At 67.3% G+C, this 15558-nt stretch carries 14 protein-coding genes; 10 read left to right on the plus strand and 4 right to left on the minus strand.

Features of this window, described 5'->3' with window-relative positions; genetic code table 11:
* The first annotated feature begins 41 nt into the window (after positions 1-41).
* The 4 genes from BGO20_RS05060 (at position 42) to BGO20_RS05075 (ending at position 5217) form a co-directional block, all read left to right on the plus strand.
* The gene (locus tag BGO20_RS05060; protein WP_291662178.1) at positions 42-1655 is read left to right on the plus strand and encodes an ABC transporter substrate-binding protein; all 1614 of its coding nucleotides are present in this window, start codon (positions 42-44) and stop codon (positions 1653-1655) included.
* Between the two features lie 88 nt (positions 1656-1743).
* On the plus strand, positions 1744-2694 hold the full coding sequence (locus tag BGO20_RS05065) for an ABC transporter permease (protein ID WP_291662177.1): 951 nt from the start codon (positions 1744-1746) through the stop codon (positions 2692-2694).
* A gap of 1 nt (position 2695) precedes the next feature.
* The gene (locus BGO20_RS05070; RefSeq protein ID WP_291662176.1) at positions 2696-3550 is read left to right on the plus strand and encodes an ABC transporter permease; all 855 of its coding nucleotides are present in this window, start codon (positions 2696-2698) and stop codon (positions 3548-3550) included.
* Positions 3550-5217 (plus strand): ABC transporter ATP-binding protein, encoded by a 1668-nt coding sequence (locus BGO20_RS05075; protein WP_291662598.1) that lies wholly within the window; start codon positions 3550-3552, stop codon positions 5215-5217. Before BGO20_RS05070 ends, BGO20_RS05075 begins: the two co-directional genes overlap by 1 nt.
* A gap of 8 nt (positions 5218-5225) precedes the next feature.
* Here BGO20_RS05075 and BGO20_RS05080 read toward each other — a convergent pair whose 3' ends face one another.
* Positions 5226-5714, minus strand: coding sequence for an Lrp/AsnC family transcriptional regulator (locus tag BGO20_RS05080; protein ID WP_291662175.1), 489 nt, complete (start codon positions 5712-5714; stop codon positions 5226-5228).
* A gap of 218 nt (positions 5715-5932) precedes the next feature.
* Here BGO20_RS05080 and BGO20_RS05085 point away from each other — a divergent pair, with 218 nt between their 5' ends.
* From BGO20_RS05085 to BGO20_RS05110, 6 genes are all read left to right on the plus strand, one after another.
* A complete protein-coding gene (locus BGO20_RS05085) occupies positions 5933-7258 on the plus strand; it encodes an NAD(P)/FAD-dependent oxidoreductase (RefSeq protein WP_291662174.1) in 1326 nt (441 codons plus the stop codon).
* 140 nt (positions 7259-7398) lie between these two features.
* A complete protein-coding gene (locus BGO20_RS05090) occupies positions 7399-8145 on the plus strand; it encodes an ABC transporter substrate-binding protein (RefSeq protein WP_291662173.1) in 747 nt (248 codons plus the stop codon).
* A 19-nt stretch (positions 8146-8164) separates the two neighbouring features.
* On the plus strand, positions 8165-8821 hold the full coding sequence (locus BGO20_RS05095) for an amino acid ABC transporter permease (protein WP_291662172.1): 657 nt from the start codon (positions 8165-8167) through the stop codon (positions 8819-8821).
* Positions 8822-8823: 2 nt separating this feature from the next.
* Positions 8824-9552, plus strand: a complete 729-nt coding sequence (locus tag BGO20_RS05100) for an amino acid ABC transporter ATP-binding protein (RefSeq protein WP_291662597.1) — start codon at positions 8824-8826, stop codon at positions 9550-9552.
* An 11-nt stretch (positions 9553-9563) separates the two neighbouring features.
* Positions 9564-10874, plus strand: a complete 1311-nt coding sequence (locus BGO20_RS05105; RefSeq protein ID WP_291662171.1) for an NAD(P)/FAD-dependent oxidoreductase — start codon at positions 9564-9566, stop codon at positions 10872-10874.
* An 89-nt stretch (positions 10875-10963) separates the two neighbouring features.
* Positions 10964-11863 (plus strand): LysR family transcriptional regulator, encoded by a 900-nt coding sequence (locus BGO20_RS05110; RefSeq protein ID WP_291662169.1) that lies wholly within the window; start codon positions 10964-10966, stop codon positions 11861-11863.
* A gap of 10 nt (positions 11864-11873) precedes the next feature.
* Here the strand turns inward: BGO20_RS05110 and BGO20_RS05115 are convergent, their stop codons facing one another.
* The 3 genes from BGO20_RS05115 to BGO20_RS05125 are packed head-to-tail and all read right to left on the minus strand — an operon-like array spanning position 11874 to position 15555.
* Complete coding sequence (locus BGO20_RS05115; RefSeq protein ID WP_291662168.1) at positions 11874-13256, minus strand: FAD/NAD(P)-dependent oxidoreductase; 1383 nt, start codon at positions 13254-13256, stop codon at positions 11874-11876.
* Positions 13253-13570, minus strand: a complete 318-nt coding sequence (locus BGO20_RS05120; protein WP_291662167.1) for a (2Fe-2S)-binding protein — start codon at positions 13568-13570, stop codon at positions 13253-13255. The genes BGO20_RS05115 and BGO20_RS05120 overlap by 4 nt, the downstream gene beginning before the upstream one ends.
* Positions 13567-15555, minus strand: coding sequence for a hydantoinase B/oxoprolinase family protein (locus tag BGO20_RS05125; RefSeq protein ID WP_291662165.1), 1989 nt, complete (start codon positions 15553-15555; stop codon positions 13567-13569). The genes BGO20_RS05120 and BGO20_RS05125 overlap by 4 nt, the downstream gene beginning before the upstream one ends.
* Positions 15556-15558: the final 3 nt, after the last annotated feature.

The raw sequence follows: 15558 nt of genomic DNA on the forward strand, positions 1-15558 counted from the left end.
AACGCCGGCACAACGGCGCAAATCAGAACAGGGGAATGAGCATGACCGACAAGATTTCTTCCAGCTGGACGAGCGCCGACGACGCCATCGTCGAGAATGCGATCCGCCGCGGCGCCAGCCGCCGTGATCTCCTGCAGATGCTGATGGCCGGCGGCCTTGCCGCCTCCGCCAGCAGCCTCGTTCTGGCCCGGGCCACCTCCGCGCTCGCGGCGACGCCGGTCAAGGGCGGCAACCTGAAGGCTGCCGGCTGGTCGTCCTCGACCGCCGATACCCTCGACCCGGCCAAGGCCTCGCTGTCGACGGACTATGTCCGCTGCTGCGCCTTCTACAACCGCCTGACCTTCTTGGGCACCGACGGCAAGCTGCAGATGGAGCTCGCCGACAAGTTCGAGACCAAGGACGCCAAGGTCTGGACCGTCACGCTCAAGAAGGGCGTCACCTTCCATGACGGCAAGCCGCTGACCTCCGCCGATGTCATCTACTCGCTGAAGCGCCATCTCGACCCCGCCGTCGGCTCGAAATCGGCCGCGCTGGCCAAGCAGATGACCGGGTTCAAGGCTGTCGATCCGCTGACCGTCGAGATCACCCTCGCAGCGCCCAACGGTGACCTGCCGACCATCCTGTCGACGCATCACTTCATGATCATCGCCGACGGCACGACGAACTTCGCCAAGGCGAACGGCACTGGCGCCTTCACCTGCGAAAGCTTCGAGCCCGGCGTGCGCTCGATCGCCGTCAGGAACAAGAACTACTTCAAGCCCGGCGGCGCGAACCTCGACTCCTTCGAGTTCTTCGCCATCACCGACGACACCGCCCGCGTCAACGCGCTGCTCTCCGGCGACATCCAGCTGGCCGCCGCGATCAACCCGCGCTCGATGCGTCTGGTCGAGAGCCAGCCGGGCGTCGCCCTGTCGAAGACCACCACCGGCAACTATACCGACCTCAACATGCGCCTGGACATGGCGCCCGGCGACAAGGCAGGTTTCGTCGAGGGCATGAAATATCTGCTCAACCGCGAGCAGATTCAGAAATCGGCGTTGCGCGGCCTCGCCGAGATCGCCAACGACCAGCCCATCCCGCCGATGAGCGTCTACCACAACAAGGACTTGAAGCCGAAGGCGTTCGACCCCGAGCGGGCCAAGTCGCTCTTCCAGAAGGCCGGCGTTCTCGGCCAGACGATCCCGATCGTCGCCTCGGATGCTGCCGGCTCCTCGGTCGACATGGCCGTGCTCGTCCAGCAGGCCGGCAACGCGATCGGCATGAAATTCGACATCCAGCGCGTTCCCTCGGACGGCTACTGGTCGAACTACTGGCTCAAGGCCCCGGTCCATTTCGGCAACATCAACCCGCGGCCGACGCCGGATATCCTGTTCTCGCTGCTCTACGCCTCCACCGCGCCGTGGAACGAGAGCCAGTACAAGTCGGAGAAGTTCGACAAGATGCTGCTCGAGGCCCGCGGCTCGCTCGACGAAGCCAAGCGCAAGCAGATCTATGGCGAGATGCAGGTGATGGTCGCCGACGAGGCCGGCACCGCGATCCCGGTCTACATCTCCAATGTCGACGCGATCTCGAACAAGCTCAAGGGGCTGCTTGCGAACCCGCTCGGCGGCATGATGGGCTACGCCTTCGCCGAATACGTCTGGCTCGAAGCCTGATCCTGGGTACTCCTGCGGGCCGGGCGCGTGCGCCCGGCCCCCATTTCGTGCCACACTCCTGTCGGAGGTGTCAGCTGCGGGAGCGTCGATGAACCTTCACCTGTTGTCCCTGCTGGGCGGACGGCTGCTCGTCGCGCTGCTGACGCTGCTGATCGTTTCCTTCGTGGTGTTCTGCGCCACCCAGATCCTGCCCGGCGACGTCGCCGAGATCCTGCTCGGCCAGGCCGCGACGCCGGAGGCCGTGGCCGGGCTTCGCACGGCGATGCACCTCAACGACCCGGCGATCCTGCGCTTCTTCCGTTGGCTGGGCGGCATGCTGACCGGCGATCTCGGCATCTCCTACGCCAACAACCGGCCGATCGCGGAGCTCATCGCCGGGCGCCTGGGCAATTCGCTCCAGCTCGCGGCCGCGACGGCGTTGTTCTCAGTCCCGATCGCGCTCGCGCTCGGCATCACCTCCGCCATGCTGCGCGGCTCGCTCTACGACCGCTCCGTCACCATGGCGACGATCACGGTGATCTCGGTCCCGGAATTCATGATCGCGACCTCCGGCGTGCTGATCTTCGCCGTCTGGCTGAAATGGCTGCCGGCCTTGTCCTTCGCGCGGGACGTCCACTCCTTCGGCGAGATGCTGCGCATCTATGCGATGCCCGTCTTCACGCTGAGCTTCGTCATCTCCGCCCAGATGATCCGCATGTCGCGCGCGGCCGTGGTCGAGACCCTCAACACGCCCTATGTCGAGATGGCCCAATTGAAGGGCGCTTCCCGCACCCGCGTCGTGCTGCGCCATGCGCTGCCCAACGCGCTCGGCCCGATCGTCAACGCCGTGGCGCTGTCGCTCTCCTACCTGCTCGGCGGCGTCATCATCGTCGAGACGATCTTCAACTATCCCGGCATCGCCAAGCTGATGGTCGATGCGGTCGCGACGCGCGACCTGCCGCTCATCCAGAGCTGCGCGATGATCTTCTGCGCCGTCTATCTGTTGCTGATCACGACGGCGGACATCATCGCCATCCTGTCGAATCCGAAATTGCGCTGACATGGCCACCGACGCCACCACCACGTCCCCGTCCCCGCGCCGCGCGGGCTACCGCTTCAACCTCACCGGCCTGGTCAGCCTCGTGATCGTCCTGGCATGGGCTGCGATCGCGATCCTGGCGCCCTACATCACGCCGCACGGCGTCAGCGACATCGTCGACACCGACTATTTCGGGCCGATGAGCCAGTCGTTTCCCCTGGGCACGGACTATCTCGGGCGCGACATGCTCTCGCGCATCCTGTTCGGGGCGCGCTACACCGTCGGCATCTCGCTGGCGGCCACGTTGATCGCTTGTACCATCGGCGTCACGCTCGGCATGGCGGCAGCCGTGACCGGCGGCTGGTTCGATACGGCGCTGAGCCGCTTCATCGATGCGCTGAGTTCCATTCCCAGCAAGCTGTTCGCGCTCGTTGCGGTCGCCGGCGTCGGCTCCTCGATTCCCGTGCTGATGCTGATCCTCGGCATCATCTACACGCCCGGCTCCTACCGTTTCGCCCGGGCGCTCGCGGTCAACGTCAACACCACCGACTTCGTCACGGTCGCGCGCATCCGCGGCGAGAGGCTGAGCTACCTGATCGGCGCGGAGATCCTGCCCAACATCATCGGGCCGGTGCTCGCCGATGTCGGCCTGCGCTTCGTCTTCATCGTACTGCTCCTGTCCGGCCTGTCCTTCCTCGGCCTCGGCGTGCAGCCGCCGGAGGCCGACTGGGGCTCTCTGGTGCGCGAGAACATCGGCGGCCTGCCTTTCGGCGCCCCCGCGGTAATGGCGCCGTCCTTCGCCATCGCGAGCCTGACGATCGCCGTCAACCTGCTGATCGACAACCTGCCGCAGAAGATCCGGGACCGGAGCGAATGATGGGCCCTCTCGTCGACATCCGGGACCTCAAGGTCGAGGCGACGACAGATGCCGGCCGCCGCGTCGAGATCATCAGGGGCGTGAGCTTCGAGATCGCGCCCGGCGAGATCGTCGCGCTGATCGGCGAGAGCGGCTCGGGCAAGACCACGATCGCGCTGACGCTGCTCGGCTATACCCGCACGGGCTGCCGCATCACCGGGGGCAGCGTCCGGGTCGACGGCCGCGACATGGCCGCACTGTCGGAAAAGGAGCGGGCAAAGGTCCGCGGCGTCGCGGTCTCCTATGTGCCGCAGAGCGCGGCCGCCGCCTTCAATCCGGCGCAGCGGATCATGGACCAGGTGATCGAGATCACCCGCATCCACGAGCTGATGCCTCGTGCGCAGGCCGAAGCCAAGGCGATTGACCTGTTCCGTGCGCTCTCCCTGCCCTCGCCCGAGACGATCGGCGGGCGCTATCCGCACCAGGTTTCGGGCGGCCAGTTGCAGCGCTTGTCAGCGGCCATGGCGCTCATTGGCGATCCGAAGGTGGTGATCTTCGACGAGCCGACGACCGCTCTCGACGTCACCACGCAGATCGAGGTCCTGCGCGCCTTCAAATCCGTGATGCGCCAGAGCCGGATGGCCGGCGTCTACGTCTCGCACGATCTCGCCGTCGTCGCCCAGATCGCAGACCGCATCGTCGTCCTCAAAGGTGGCGTCATCCAGGAAATCGGCGCAACAACGCAGATATTGTCGGCACCGAAGCATCCCTACACACAAGAACTGCTGGCCGCCTTCGCGCCGCCCGGCCGCGCCCCCGCGCAGGTAGCGAGCCCGGAAGGCGCGGCTCCCCGCCCCGTGCTGGAGCTTGCGTCCATCAGCGCCGGCTATGGCAAGCTGCAGGCCGATGGAACGCCGCTGATCCTGGCGGTCGACAAGGTGAGTTTCAGGCTGGAGCGCGGACGCAATCTCGGCATCATCGGCGAATCCGGCTGCGGGAAATCCACGCTCGCGCGCGCCATCGCCGGCATCATCCCGCCCTCCTCCGGCACGATCGCCTTCAACGGCAAGCCGATGGCACCGCGGGCACAGGACCGCAGCGCCGACGAGTTGCGCAAGCTGCAGATCGTGTTCCAATCGGCGGATACAGCGCTCAACCCGGCCAAGTCGATCGAGGACATCCTCGGCCGTCCTCTCACCTTCTACCACGGCCTGCGTGGCGCGGCCCGCGATGCACGCATCGACCGGCTGCTCGAGCTGGTGCATCTGCCGCGCGCTCTGAAGCACCGGCTGCCGAGCGAGTTGTCGGGCGGGCAGAAGCAGCGCGTGAACCTGGCACGCGCGCTTGCCGCCGACCCCGAGCTGATCCTCTGCGACGAGATCACCTCGGCGCTCGACACCGTGGTCGCCGCCGCCATCATCGAATTGCTCAAGGACCTGCAGCGCGAACTCGGCCTGTCCTATCTCTTCATCAGCCACGACCTGACGACGGTGCAGGCGATCTGCGACGAGGTCGCGGTGATGTATCGCGGCGTGAAGGTGGAGCAGTTGCCGGCCGACCAGGTCGGCAAGGCTGGCGGCCACCCCTATGCGCGGCTGCTGATGTCCTCGGTGCCCAAGCTAGACCCGAGCTGGCTGGACAAGCTCGAACGCGACCCGGAACTTGTCGCAGCCTTCTCGAAGCGCTGACGTAAGCCCTAGCTCGTCGCCGTGACCGGGAACAGGCTGGTCAGCGGCATATGCGGCTTCACGATCGGCGACTTCAGCACCACGAAGCTGAAATACTTGTCGATGCCGATATCCAGGTCGATCAGCCGCTCCATCAGCGTCTGGTACTCGATGATGCCGCTGGTCACGAACTTGACCAGATAGTCGTAGCCGCCCGAGACCAGATGGCACTCGATCACTTGGTCGAGCTTTTCGATCGCGGCCAGGAAGCGGGCAAAGTCGATCTGCCGGTGGTTCTTCAGGGTGATCTCGGTGAAGACCGTGAGCGTCTGCCCGAGCTTGGCGATGTTGATCCGCGCGGAATAGCCAGTGATGTAGCCGTCCTGCTGCAGCTTCTTGACGCGCATCAGGCAAGGGCTCGGCGAAAGGTTCACCAGCTCGGCCAGCTCGACATTGGTGATCCGGCCGTTCTTCTGCAGCTCGTAGAGGATCTTGATGTCGATCTGGTCAAGCTTCATCGGAGTTCCTCGATCGACAGACAGCCGCGCCGCCAAGGCCTGGGGCCTGCAACCCGACAGCAGATTATGCCGCGAACAGCGTGCCGAGTCTAACAGGGTTGAAGCGCAGATGACGGCAGAATCCGGCCGTCGAAACCGAAGGAAATGCCGCCACGATCGCAACTGCAGCGCACTTTCCTGCGCGTGGTCGCTAACCTTGCCTCCGCAAGGAGAGTGTCATGCCGGCGCCGCTGTTCGAGATCGAGACCAGTCCCATTTTGCCCGATCGCGCCGACGTCGTGGTCATCGGCGGCGGCATCGTCGGCGTCAGTGCCGCCTACTACCTCGCCCGCCGCGGCGTGACGGTCGCGCTCGTCGAGAAGGGCCGCATCGGCGCCGAGCAGTCGAGCCGCAACTGGGGCTGGTGCCGGCAGCAGAACCGCGATGCCCGCGAGCTGCCGATGGCGACGGAAAGTCTGTCGCTCTGGGATCGTCTGGCGGGAGAGATCGGCGAGGATCTCGGCTTCCGCCGTTGCGGCCTGCTCTATCTGAGCGACGACGACGCCCAGCTCACGGCCTGGGCGAAGTGGCGGGATTTTGCCGTCGGTGAGGGTGTCGTCACCCACATGCTCTCGTCCGAAGAAGCCTCGGCTCGCGGAAGCGCGACCGGCAAGCGCTGGAAGGGAGGCGTGTTCTCGCCGACTGACGGCACCGCCGATACCGCCCGCGCCGCGCCGATGATCGCGCGCGGCATCATCGCGGCCGGCGGCAGCGTTCATCAATTCTGTGCCGCGCGCGGCCTCGAGACGATGGGCGGGCGTGTCTCGGCCGTCGTGACCGAGAAGGGCACGATCCGCACCGCGACGGTCATCCATGCAGGGGGCGCCTGGGCCTCGTCCTTCCTCAACCAGTACGGTATCCGCTTTCCGCAATCGGCGGTGCGCCAGTCGATCATGTCGGTTTCGCCCGGGGCAACGGGTCTTCCCGAGGCGCTGCACACCGCCGAGATATCGGTGACGCGTCGCAGCAACGGCGGCTACACCCTGGCGATCAGCGGGCGAGCCCGGGTCGATCCCACGCCGCAGCAATTGCGTTACGCCCGCCAGTTCGTTCCCATGTTCCTGCGGCGCTGGCGCAGCCTCGCCATCGGTAACCTCGAAGGCTGGAAATCCGGCCACGAGACGCTGGCCCGCTGGAAGCTCGATGCGCCGACGCCGATGGAGGCCATGCGCATCCTCGACCCGACGCCCGATCCGCGCCAGATCGCCGAGACCCATGCGCGGGCTCAACGCCTGCTGCCCGGCCTCAAATCCGTGCCGGTCGCGGCGCGCTGGGCCGGCTACATCGATTCGACGCCGGACGGCGTGCCCGCCATCGGCGAGCTTGCCGGCCTGCCCGGCTTCATCCTCGCGGCGGGGTTCAGCGGCCATGGCTTCGGCATCGGCCCCGGCGCCGGGCACATGATCGCGGACATCGTCACCGGCGCGAAGCCGATCGTCGATCCCAGGCCGTACCGGCCCGAACGCCTGGAAGGCTCCGCCTTCGGCAAGGTGGCGGAGTTCTAGCGCAGGATGCCCGGCACGCCATCGCATAAGTGCGTCTTATGGCTCTGGTACGAATCCGTCTTGTCGTTCGCTCGGACAGGTACGGATGCTGCATGGCCCGGTTCCGAAAACCGGTTGGATTCAAAGCAAAGGGGAATGGGATGATCGGATTCAGGACGACGGTTGCAGCACTCGGCATGATGCTCGCCGCGGCGACGGCCCAGGCGCAGACGGTCTACAAGGTGGGCTCGACGCCGACCGGCACGCCCTTCACCTTCCTCGACGCGAAGACCAACACCATCCAGGGGATGATGGTCGATGTCATCGAGGAGATCGGCAAGGACGCCGGCTTCAAGGTCGAGATTCAGCCGATGCAGTTCTCGACCCTGATCGCCGCCCTCACCTCCGGCAAGATCGACATCATCTCGGCCGCCATGTACGGCTCCCCGGAGCGCGCCAAGGTCGTCGACTTCAGCCAGGACGTCTACGCCTATGGCGAGGGGCTGGTGGTGCCTGCCGGCGACGCGAAGGATTATGCCGGCTTCGGCGACCTCAAGGGCAAGAAGGTCGGCGCGCAGATCGGAACGCGCTACATCGACGCCCTCAAGGCCTCGGGCGCGCCCGCCGAGGTCGGCGCCTATGACAGCCTGCCGGACATCCTGCGCGACGTCTCCAACGGTCGCCTCGACGCCGGCATCGGCGACTACCCGATCCTGGCCTACAACCTCGCGCAGGGGCGCTTCCCGCAATTGCGGCTGGTCAAGTCCTACAAGCCGTCGGTTCCGGGCCCGATCAACATCGCCGTCAAGCAGGGCAATGCCGAGCTGCTGACGAAGATCAACGCCAGCCTTGCGAACATGAAGAAGGACGGACGCTTCGAGGCGATCTTGAAGAAGTGGGGTCTGTGAACGCCTGACCGACTGAGCCATGAGCCATTTCCTCAGCCAGGCTGAGACGTTCCTGCCGATCCTGATGCAGGGCGTCTACCTCACCGTGCTGGTCACGCTCGGCGCCTTCGTCCTCGCGACGGGCTTGGGCCTGGTCTGGGCCTTCATGCGGGTGAGCGGCATCGCGCCGCTCGCCTGGACGGCGCGCACGATCATCGTCGTCGTGCGCGGCATCCCGGGCATGGTGACCCTGTTCTACATCTACTTCGTGATGCCCGATCTCGGGCTCTCGCTGACCGCCCTGCAGGCCGCGATCATCGGCCTCGGCATCGCCTATTCGCCCTATATGGCGGAGGTCTTCCGCGCCGGCATCGAGGCGATCGACCGCGGGCAGACGGAAGCAGCGCTCTCGATCGGCATGGGCTGGAGCCTCCTGATGCGGCGTGTCGTGCTGCCTCAGGCGATCCGCGTCGCGCTGCCGCCCTACGGCAGCACGATGGTCATGCTGCTCAAGGATTCCTCGCTCGCCTCGACGATCACGGTCGCTGAGCTCTCGTTGCAGGGCAAGCTGCTGGCGTCCTCGACTTTCGAGAACACCACGATCTTCACGCTCGTGGCGCTGATCTATCTCGCCATGAGCCTGCCGCTCACGGCCTTCAACAGCTGGCTCGAACGCCGCATGAGGCAGGCCCGATGAGCATCATCGAACTGCGCAACGTCAGAAAATCCTTCGGCCAGCACGAGGTCATCCACGACGTCTCCTTCGCGGTCGAGAAGGGCGAGGTGGTCTGCATCATCGGGCCGTCCGGCTCCGGCAAGTCGACGCTCCTGCGCTGCATCAACGGTCTGGAAACCTATCAGGGCGGCGAGATCGTCGTGCATGGCGAGCGGGTCGATACCGGCTCCTCGCGCATCCGCCAATTGCGCACTCGCGTCGCCATGGTCTTCCAGCGCTTCAACCTGTTCCCGCATCGGACGGCGCTCGAGAACGTCGCGGAAGGCCCGATCTTCGTCAAGAAGGAGCCGCGCGAGGCGGTTCTGGCGCGCTCGCGCGACCTGCTGACCCGTGTCGGGCTCGGCGCCAAGATCGATGCCTACCCGGCCCAGCTCTCCGGCGGCCAGCAGCAGCGCGTCGCGATCGCCCGCGCGCTTGGCATGAATCCCGACGCGATCCTGTTCGACGAGCCGACTTCGGCGCTGGATCCGGAGCTGGTCGGCGAGGTCCTCGCCGTGATGCGGTCTCTGGCCGACGAGGGCATGACGATGGTCGTCGTCACCCACGAGATGGGCTTCGCCCGCGAGGTCGCCGACCGCGTGCTGTTCCTCGATGGCGGTGTCCTGGTCGAACAGGGCCCGCCCGAGGAAGTGCTGAGCCGGCCGCAGCATCCGCGCACGCAGGATTTCCTGCGGCGCATCCTGCCGTCCTGAGGGTTGCACGCATGGCACGCCTGTCCGGTCCGTTCTTCAGCGACGACGCGGTCGACACGCCCTATTGGTGGGAAGCCGCGAGGCCGGCGACAGAGCCCGCATCCGAACTGCCGGCGCAAAGCGAGGTCACGATCGTCGGCGCCGGCTTCACGGGGCTCAACGCCGCGCTGACCCTGGCGCGCGCCGGCAAGCAGGTGACCGTGCTGGACGCGGAATCCCCCGGCTGGGGCGCCTCCTCCCGCAATGGCGGCATGCTCGGCCCCGGCTGGGCCACCTTCGACACCGCGATGGCCCATGGGCCGGACAAGGCGCGCGCCATCGTCGAGGAAAGCTTCCTTGCCTTGCAGCACGTCAAGGATGTCGTGGCGCGAGAGGCCATCGCCTGCGATCTCGCTGTGGTCGGCTATTTCCGGGGCGCGATGACGCCGCGTCTCTACGAGGCGATGGGGCGCAACCTCGACCGCATCCGGCAGGTCATGCCCTGCGACGCCTATCTGGTCCCGCGCGCCGAGCAGCAGGGCGAGATCGGCACCGAGCTCTATCACGGCGGCCTCGCCATGCCAGGCTATGCCGGCCTGCATCCGGCTCGCTATATCGCCGGTCTCGCCGAAGCCGCGCGCCGGATCGGCGTTCAGATCGTCAGCGGCGCCCGGGTGACGGCGATCTCGCCGCAGGCGGGCGGGTTCAAGCTCTCGGTCGGCGAGCGCAAGATCGCGACGAAGCAGTTGCTCGTCGCCACCAACGGCTATGCCGGAGCGCTCCTGCCCTTCCTGCAGCGGCGGATCATTCCCATCCGCAGTGCGCTGATCGCGACCGGACAGCTCCCGGCCGAGGTGATGGATCGGCTCATGCCGAAACGGCGCATGCTGGCGGGTAGCCAGCGTGTCGTGACCTATTACCGGCCCTCCCCGGACGGAACGCGCATTCTCTTCGGCGGGCGGGTGCTCAAGGTGACCGGCGAGACTGTCGCCCACGCCAATGCCGCACATCTGCGCAAGCAGATGCTGCAGGTCTTCCCCGAGCTGGGACGGACGCCGATCACGCATTACTGGCACGGCCAGACCGGCTTCACCTTCGACAAGCTGCCCCATCTCGGCGAGCACGAAGGCATCTTCTACGCCTGCGGCTACAACGGCACCGGCATCGCGCGGGCAAGCTGGTTCGGCCATAAGATCGCGCAACGCATGCTGGGCAGCGCAGATGCAGCCAGCGCCTATGCCGACCTGCCCTTCCGCAGCCGCCCGCTCTATTACGGCAAGCCATGGTTCCTGCCGCTGGCCGTGCTGTTCTACGAAATGCGGGATCGCTGGGACCAGCGATAAACTTGGGAGAAGGCCCAACGGCGGTTGAAGGCTGGACATCAGCGCCGGCGGCGGCGATGTCTGCGCTATCGCCGTTGATGGGACGACAGATGCGGGCGCGCCAACTCGAAGTCTTCTGCACGCTGATGCGCTGCGGCACGGTGACCGGCGCGGCCGCGATGCTCAATATCTCGCAGCCGGCCCTGAGCCAGATCCTGCTCCATGCCGAGGGCCAGCTCGGTTTCAAGCTGTTCAACCGCGTGCGCGGCCGGCTGGTGCCGACGCAGGAGGCGGAGGAGCTTTACTCCCAGGCCGAGCATATCTTCGGCGAGCTTGATGCGCTCCGCCGCCGGACCATCGACATGCGGCATGGCCGCACCGGCCTCGTCCGGCTCGCTGCCTCGGCGCCGCCATCCATGTCGATCGTGCCGCGTGCCCTGACCGCGTTCCGGGAAGCCCATCCCGAGATCGTGGTGCGCTCGCTCATCGCCTCGCAGGTCTCCATCGTCGAGATGCTGCGCAGTGGCGAGGTCTCGCTCGGCATCGCCATGAACAACCTGCCTCATGCCGGCATACACGCCGAGACGGTCGGGCGTGCGGCGCTGGTCTGCGTCGTCTCGGCCAAGCACCGGCTGGCGGCACGCGACTGCGTCCGCTTTGCCGATATCAGCGACGAAACACTGATCTCCTATCGCGCCGATACCTTGCCGGGGCGCCTGCTGGCCGCTTCGGCCGGGGCCGAGGACTTCGCCTACGCGCCGGCGATCGAGATCGACCTGTCGATCACCGCCCTGCCTTATGTGCGCGATGGGCTCGGCATCGCCATCGTCGACAGCCTCTTGCCCTGGGAGCAATTCAACGGCGTCGTAACGCGGCCGTTCGAACCTCGGATCGAAGTGCCCATCGCGATCCTCACCAGTAACGACCGGCCGCTCTCGCCCAGTCATGAACTGATGCGCGACTGCCTGCGCGCGGCTTGCCGGGACCTTAATCGTTCGCACGGCACCTGAACACGCAGCGCTATCCGTCTGTAGCCACGTCCTGAACCAGGGCGGAGATCGGGGCCGGCCTTACCGGCGCCTGTCCGCGCAACCGGCCTGCCGCCGCTGCGCAGGCATGGCCCGCGCCATCGGCCACGATCTCTGCTGCGGCCAGTTCGCAATAGCGGCCCTGGCAGCGCCCCATCCCGACGCGCCCGAGCGACTTGACGCGATTGACCTCGCCGCCACCGAAATCGACGGTCCGACGCAATTCACCGGCGGTCACGCCCTCGCAGCGGCAGACCACCGTCTCATCCGGCAAGCCGGCCGCCGCCTCGACAGGCCAGGGAAAGGCCTCCGCGATTCCGCGCGCGAAGCGGCCGAGCCGGGCCAGCCGGCGCTCATCCACCGCCGTATCGGGCGCCGGCAGGTCGAGATCCTGCAAGCAGGCCGCCGCGGCGAGCCGGCCCGCGACCTCCGCCCCATCGGCCCCGAGTATCCTGAGCCCGTCCCCGGCGAGGTACACGCCGCGTCCCGCCCGCCCCATGCCATCGGCCTGCGGCAGCCATTGCCGCCAGGTCTCGTCATAGGCGAAGTCGCATCCGGCGAGGTCCGCGAGACGTGTCTCGGCCCTCAGATGCCAGCCCAGGCCGACCGCATCGCAAGGCGTACGCCGGTTCCGGCCCGCTCCATCGCGCCAGAGCACGGCGACCGGGCCACGCCCGTCCGCCTCGATGCGCTCCAGCCGGACACCGGCATGATAGATCCCGGCCAGGCGCCGGCGCATCATCAGCCCGCGCAAGGCGAAGAGCGGCCGTGCCGACAGGCCGGCGAAGCCGCGCAGTTGCCGGCGCATCGGCGTCGTGTCCAGCACGGCGGCAACCTGCCCGCCCGCCTTGAGCAGTTGCACCGCGAGCAGAGTGAGCAGCGGGCCCGAGCCGGCCAGTACGATGCTTCGCCCCAGTGCGGCCCCTTGCGCCTTCAGCGCGATCTGCATCGCGCCGAGCCCGTAGACGCCGGCGTTCTCCCAGCCCGGCACGGGCATGACGCGATCCATCGCGCCTGTGGCGAGGATCAGCCGGTCATAGGACATCCAGCGCGCCCCTGCGTCGCCGATGACCTGCAATCGCCCGTCCGCAATGGCGATGACGGAGCTGCGGGGGTGATGAACGAGGCGGCCTGCCGCCGCCATGGCATCGAAGGTCTGGTGTAGCGCGACGGCCTTTGCAGCCTCCGAACCGTAGAGAACCTCTGCTGGGCGCGTGAAACCAGGCGGCGGCCGGCGGTAGATTTGGCCTCCCGCGCGCTCGCCCTCGTCGATGACGATGGGCACCAGCCCTCCGGCGGCCAGTATCTCGGCAGCCCTGATGCCAGCCGGCCCGGCACCCACGACGACGATCCGGGGCTTGGCCGCCTCGCTCAAGGCCATTCCCCCGGCGCGGCTGACAGCAGGCGCATGCCTTCGGCCAACGGCGTCGAGCACGCCCGCAGCCTTGGCCCGTCCTCCTGCCAGATCCAGCAATCCTGGCACGCCCCCATCAGGCAGAAGCCGGCGCGGGCTTCAGGTCCGAACTCGGAGCGGCGCAGCGCCGGCGCGACCGAGAGCACGGCGCTGAGCACGGTGTCGCCGGTCAGAGCCTGCTGTTCGGCACCGTCGAGGAAGAAGCGCAGCGGGGCGCGATCGACCTCGGTCAGTCGGACCAGCCGGCCCGCCCCTTCGCCGGCGGCCGTGCTCATTCGGCAGCCTCCGCATGGATGAGCCTTGGCGCCGGCATTTCGGGAAACCTGAGCCTGGCCGCGGCAAAGGCTTCGTCGACGCCCTGGGCGCCAACCCTGCCCTTCATGCGCCTGAAGATCTCGGTCTTGGCGAAGAAGCGCCAATGGATCGGCAGGCCGGCGAGGATCGCCGTCAGCTGGTCATAGGCCTCGCGTGTCCACTGGGCCTCGTAGCCCTCGCGCTCCGGGCCAAAATGGAAGTGGCCGGTGACCGGCCCACGTTCGGCACGGCGCGCCCGTGTCGCCTCCTCGTCGACGACCCCGTCGCGGATAAGGACGCCGTAATCGCGCTCAGCCGCCTCCGGCGAAACGTAGCCGCGCACGACATCCTCCGCCACGCGCCAGGCCTCCCGGTCGAAAGGATGGCCACGGCCACCGCCGCCGGCCGAGCGGATCTCGAGCACGTCGCCCGGCTGCAGAACAGTGGTGTCGATATTGCCGAGCCGCCGTTCCTCCGGCTGGCCCGGGTTGACGACCATGTCGGAGAGCCCCGCCGCCTTGCCGCCCAGCACGCCCCAGGGCCGGAAGAAGCTGCGGTCGCGATTGCGGGCGGTGATGCGGCTGTCGGGCGCGAAGACGCGGAACGCCATCTCGGTGGCGAGCCCGCCGCGCCAGCGCCCGGCGCCGCCGCTATCCCGCGCCAGCCCGTATCTGACGAACTCCACCGGCGTCTCGGTCTCGGTGATCTCGATCGGCGTGTTCCTGAGATAGGCGGCGTCGGCGCCAGAGCCGTTTGTGCCGTCGCGATGCGGCATGCCGCCGCCGCCGCCCACCACCGGATTGACCGCGGCGATGACGGTGCGGTGCGTGCGCTCGTCGGTCGTCATCACGTTGACGATGCAGTTGTTGCCGGCGGGTGCCGCCGGCAGCCGCTCAGGCACCGCCTGCGAGAAGGCGCCGAAGATCACCGAGCGCAGCCGCGCGCAGGTGAGCGAGCGCATGCCGACCGCTGCCGGGAAGACCGGGTTCAGCACGGTTCCCTCCGGCGCGATGCAGGTGAACGGGCGCGTCAGCCCGCTGTTGAGCAGGATCTTCGGGTTCAGCGTGTAGAGGACGTAATAGACCCCGACCAGCAGCATCGTATGCCGAGGGTTGCCGCCGCTCGGCACGTTGAGCGAGGAGGCGAGCTGCGGGTCGGAACCGGTGAAGTCCAGCACCGCCTCGCCGCCGCGGATCGTGAGCTTGAGCTTCAGCCGGCAGGGATTGGCCTCGACCGAATCCTCGTCGGCGTAATCGGCGAATTCCCAGGTTCCATCCGGCATGCCGCGCAGCACCTCGCGCGCCTGCGCCTCGGCCTGGTCGAGCAGCGCCTCGACGCCGCCGAGGAACCCGTCGCGGCCGAACTTCTCGATCATCGCCAGTACCTTGCGCTCGCCGGTATTGAGCGCGCCGACCAGCGCCTTGATGTCGCCGATGTTGAGGTCGGGCTTGCGGACATTGGTGGTCATGATCCTGAGGATCTGCTCGTCGAAGACGCCTTCGTTGACGAGCTTCATCGGCGGGAAGCGGATACCCTCCTGGTGGATCTCGGTCAGGGCGCGGGAGAGCGAGGCCGGCACCGCGCCACCCATGTCGGTGTTGTGGATATGGCCGCCGGTCCAGGCCACGATCTCACCCTCGTGGAAGACCGGCTTCCAGAGATGGGTGTCGGGCGCGTGGGTGGCGACGAAGCAGGAATAGGGATCGTTGGTGAAGGCGACGTCGCCGGGCTTGTAGTCGTCGACCATCTTGATCGCGGGGGCCCAGGAGAGGCCCGGATACCAGGTCGCTCCCAGCTCCATCGGTACGGCGAAGGTATCGCCGCTCCGGCTGATCAGCATGACCGTGAAATCCTCCGTCTCCTTGACGAAGGCGGAGTGCGCCGTGCGGTGCAGCGTATGCGCCATGTTCTCGGCGGCGGCGCGGGCGTGGTTGGCGAGCACCTGAAGCTTCATCCGGTCAAACATCGG

This window comes from Allobosea sp. 67-29, assembly GCF_001898115.1.
In the GTDB taxonomy this organism is placed as follows: domain Bacteria; phylum Pseudomonadota; class Alphaproteobacteria; order Rhizobiales; family Beijerinckiaceae; genus Allobosea.

Coding starts and splice junctions, on each gene's coding strand:
- BGO20_RS05120 (WP_291662167.1), bottom strand. CDS start 13,570: ATGAGCACGGCCGCCGGCGAAGGGGCGGGCCGGCTGGTCCGACTGACC.
- BGO20_RS05070 (WP_291662176.1), top strand. CDS start 2,696: ATGGCCACCGACGCCACCACCACGTCCCCGTCCCCGCGCCGCGCGGGC.
- BGO20_RS05080 (WP_291662175.1), bottom strand. CDS start 5,714: ATGAAGCTTGACCAGATCGACATCAAGATCCTCTACGAGCTGCAGAAG.
- BGO20_RS05075 (WP_291662598.1), top strand. CDS start 3,550: ATGGGCCCTCTCGTCGACATCCGGGACCTCAAGGTCGAGGCGACGACA.
- BGO20_RS05095 (WP_291662172.1), top strand. CDS start 8,165: ATGAGCCATTTCCTCAGCCAGGCTGAGACGTTCCTGCCGATCCTGATG.
- BGO20_RS05110 (WP_291662169.1), top strand. CDS start 10,964: ATGCGGGCGCGCCAACTCGAAGTCTTCTGCACGCTGATGCGCTGCGGC.
- BGO20_RS05105 (WP_291662171.1), top strand. CDS start 9,564: ATGGCACGCCTGTCCGGTCCGTTCTTCAGCGACGACGCGGTCGACACG.
- BGO20_RS05125 (WP_291662165.1), bottom strand. CDS start 15,555: ATGTTTGACCGGATGAAGCTTCAGGTGCTCGCCAACCACGCCCGCGCC.
- BGO20_RS05085 (WP_291662174.1), top strand. CDS start 5,933: ATGCCGGCGCCGCTGTTCGAGATCGAGACCAGTCCCATTTTGCCCGAT.
- BGO20_RS05065 (WP_291662177.1), top strand. CDS start 1,744: ATGAACCTTCACCTGTTGTCCCTGCTGGGCGGACGGCTGCTCGTCGCG.
- BGO20_RS05090 (WP_291662173.1), top strand. CDS start 7,399: ATGATCGGATTCAGGACGACGGTTGCAGCACTCGGCATGATGCTCGCC.
- BGO20_RS05060 (WP_291662178.1), top strand. CDS start 42: ATGACCGACAAGATTTCTTCCAGCTGGACGAGCGCCGACGACGCCATC.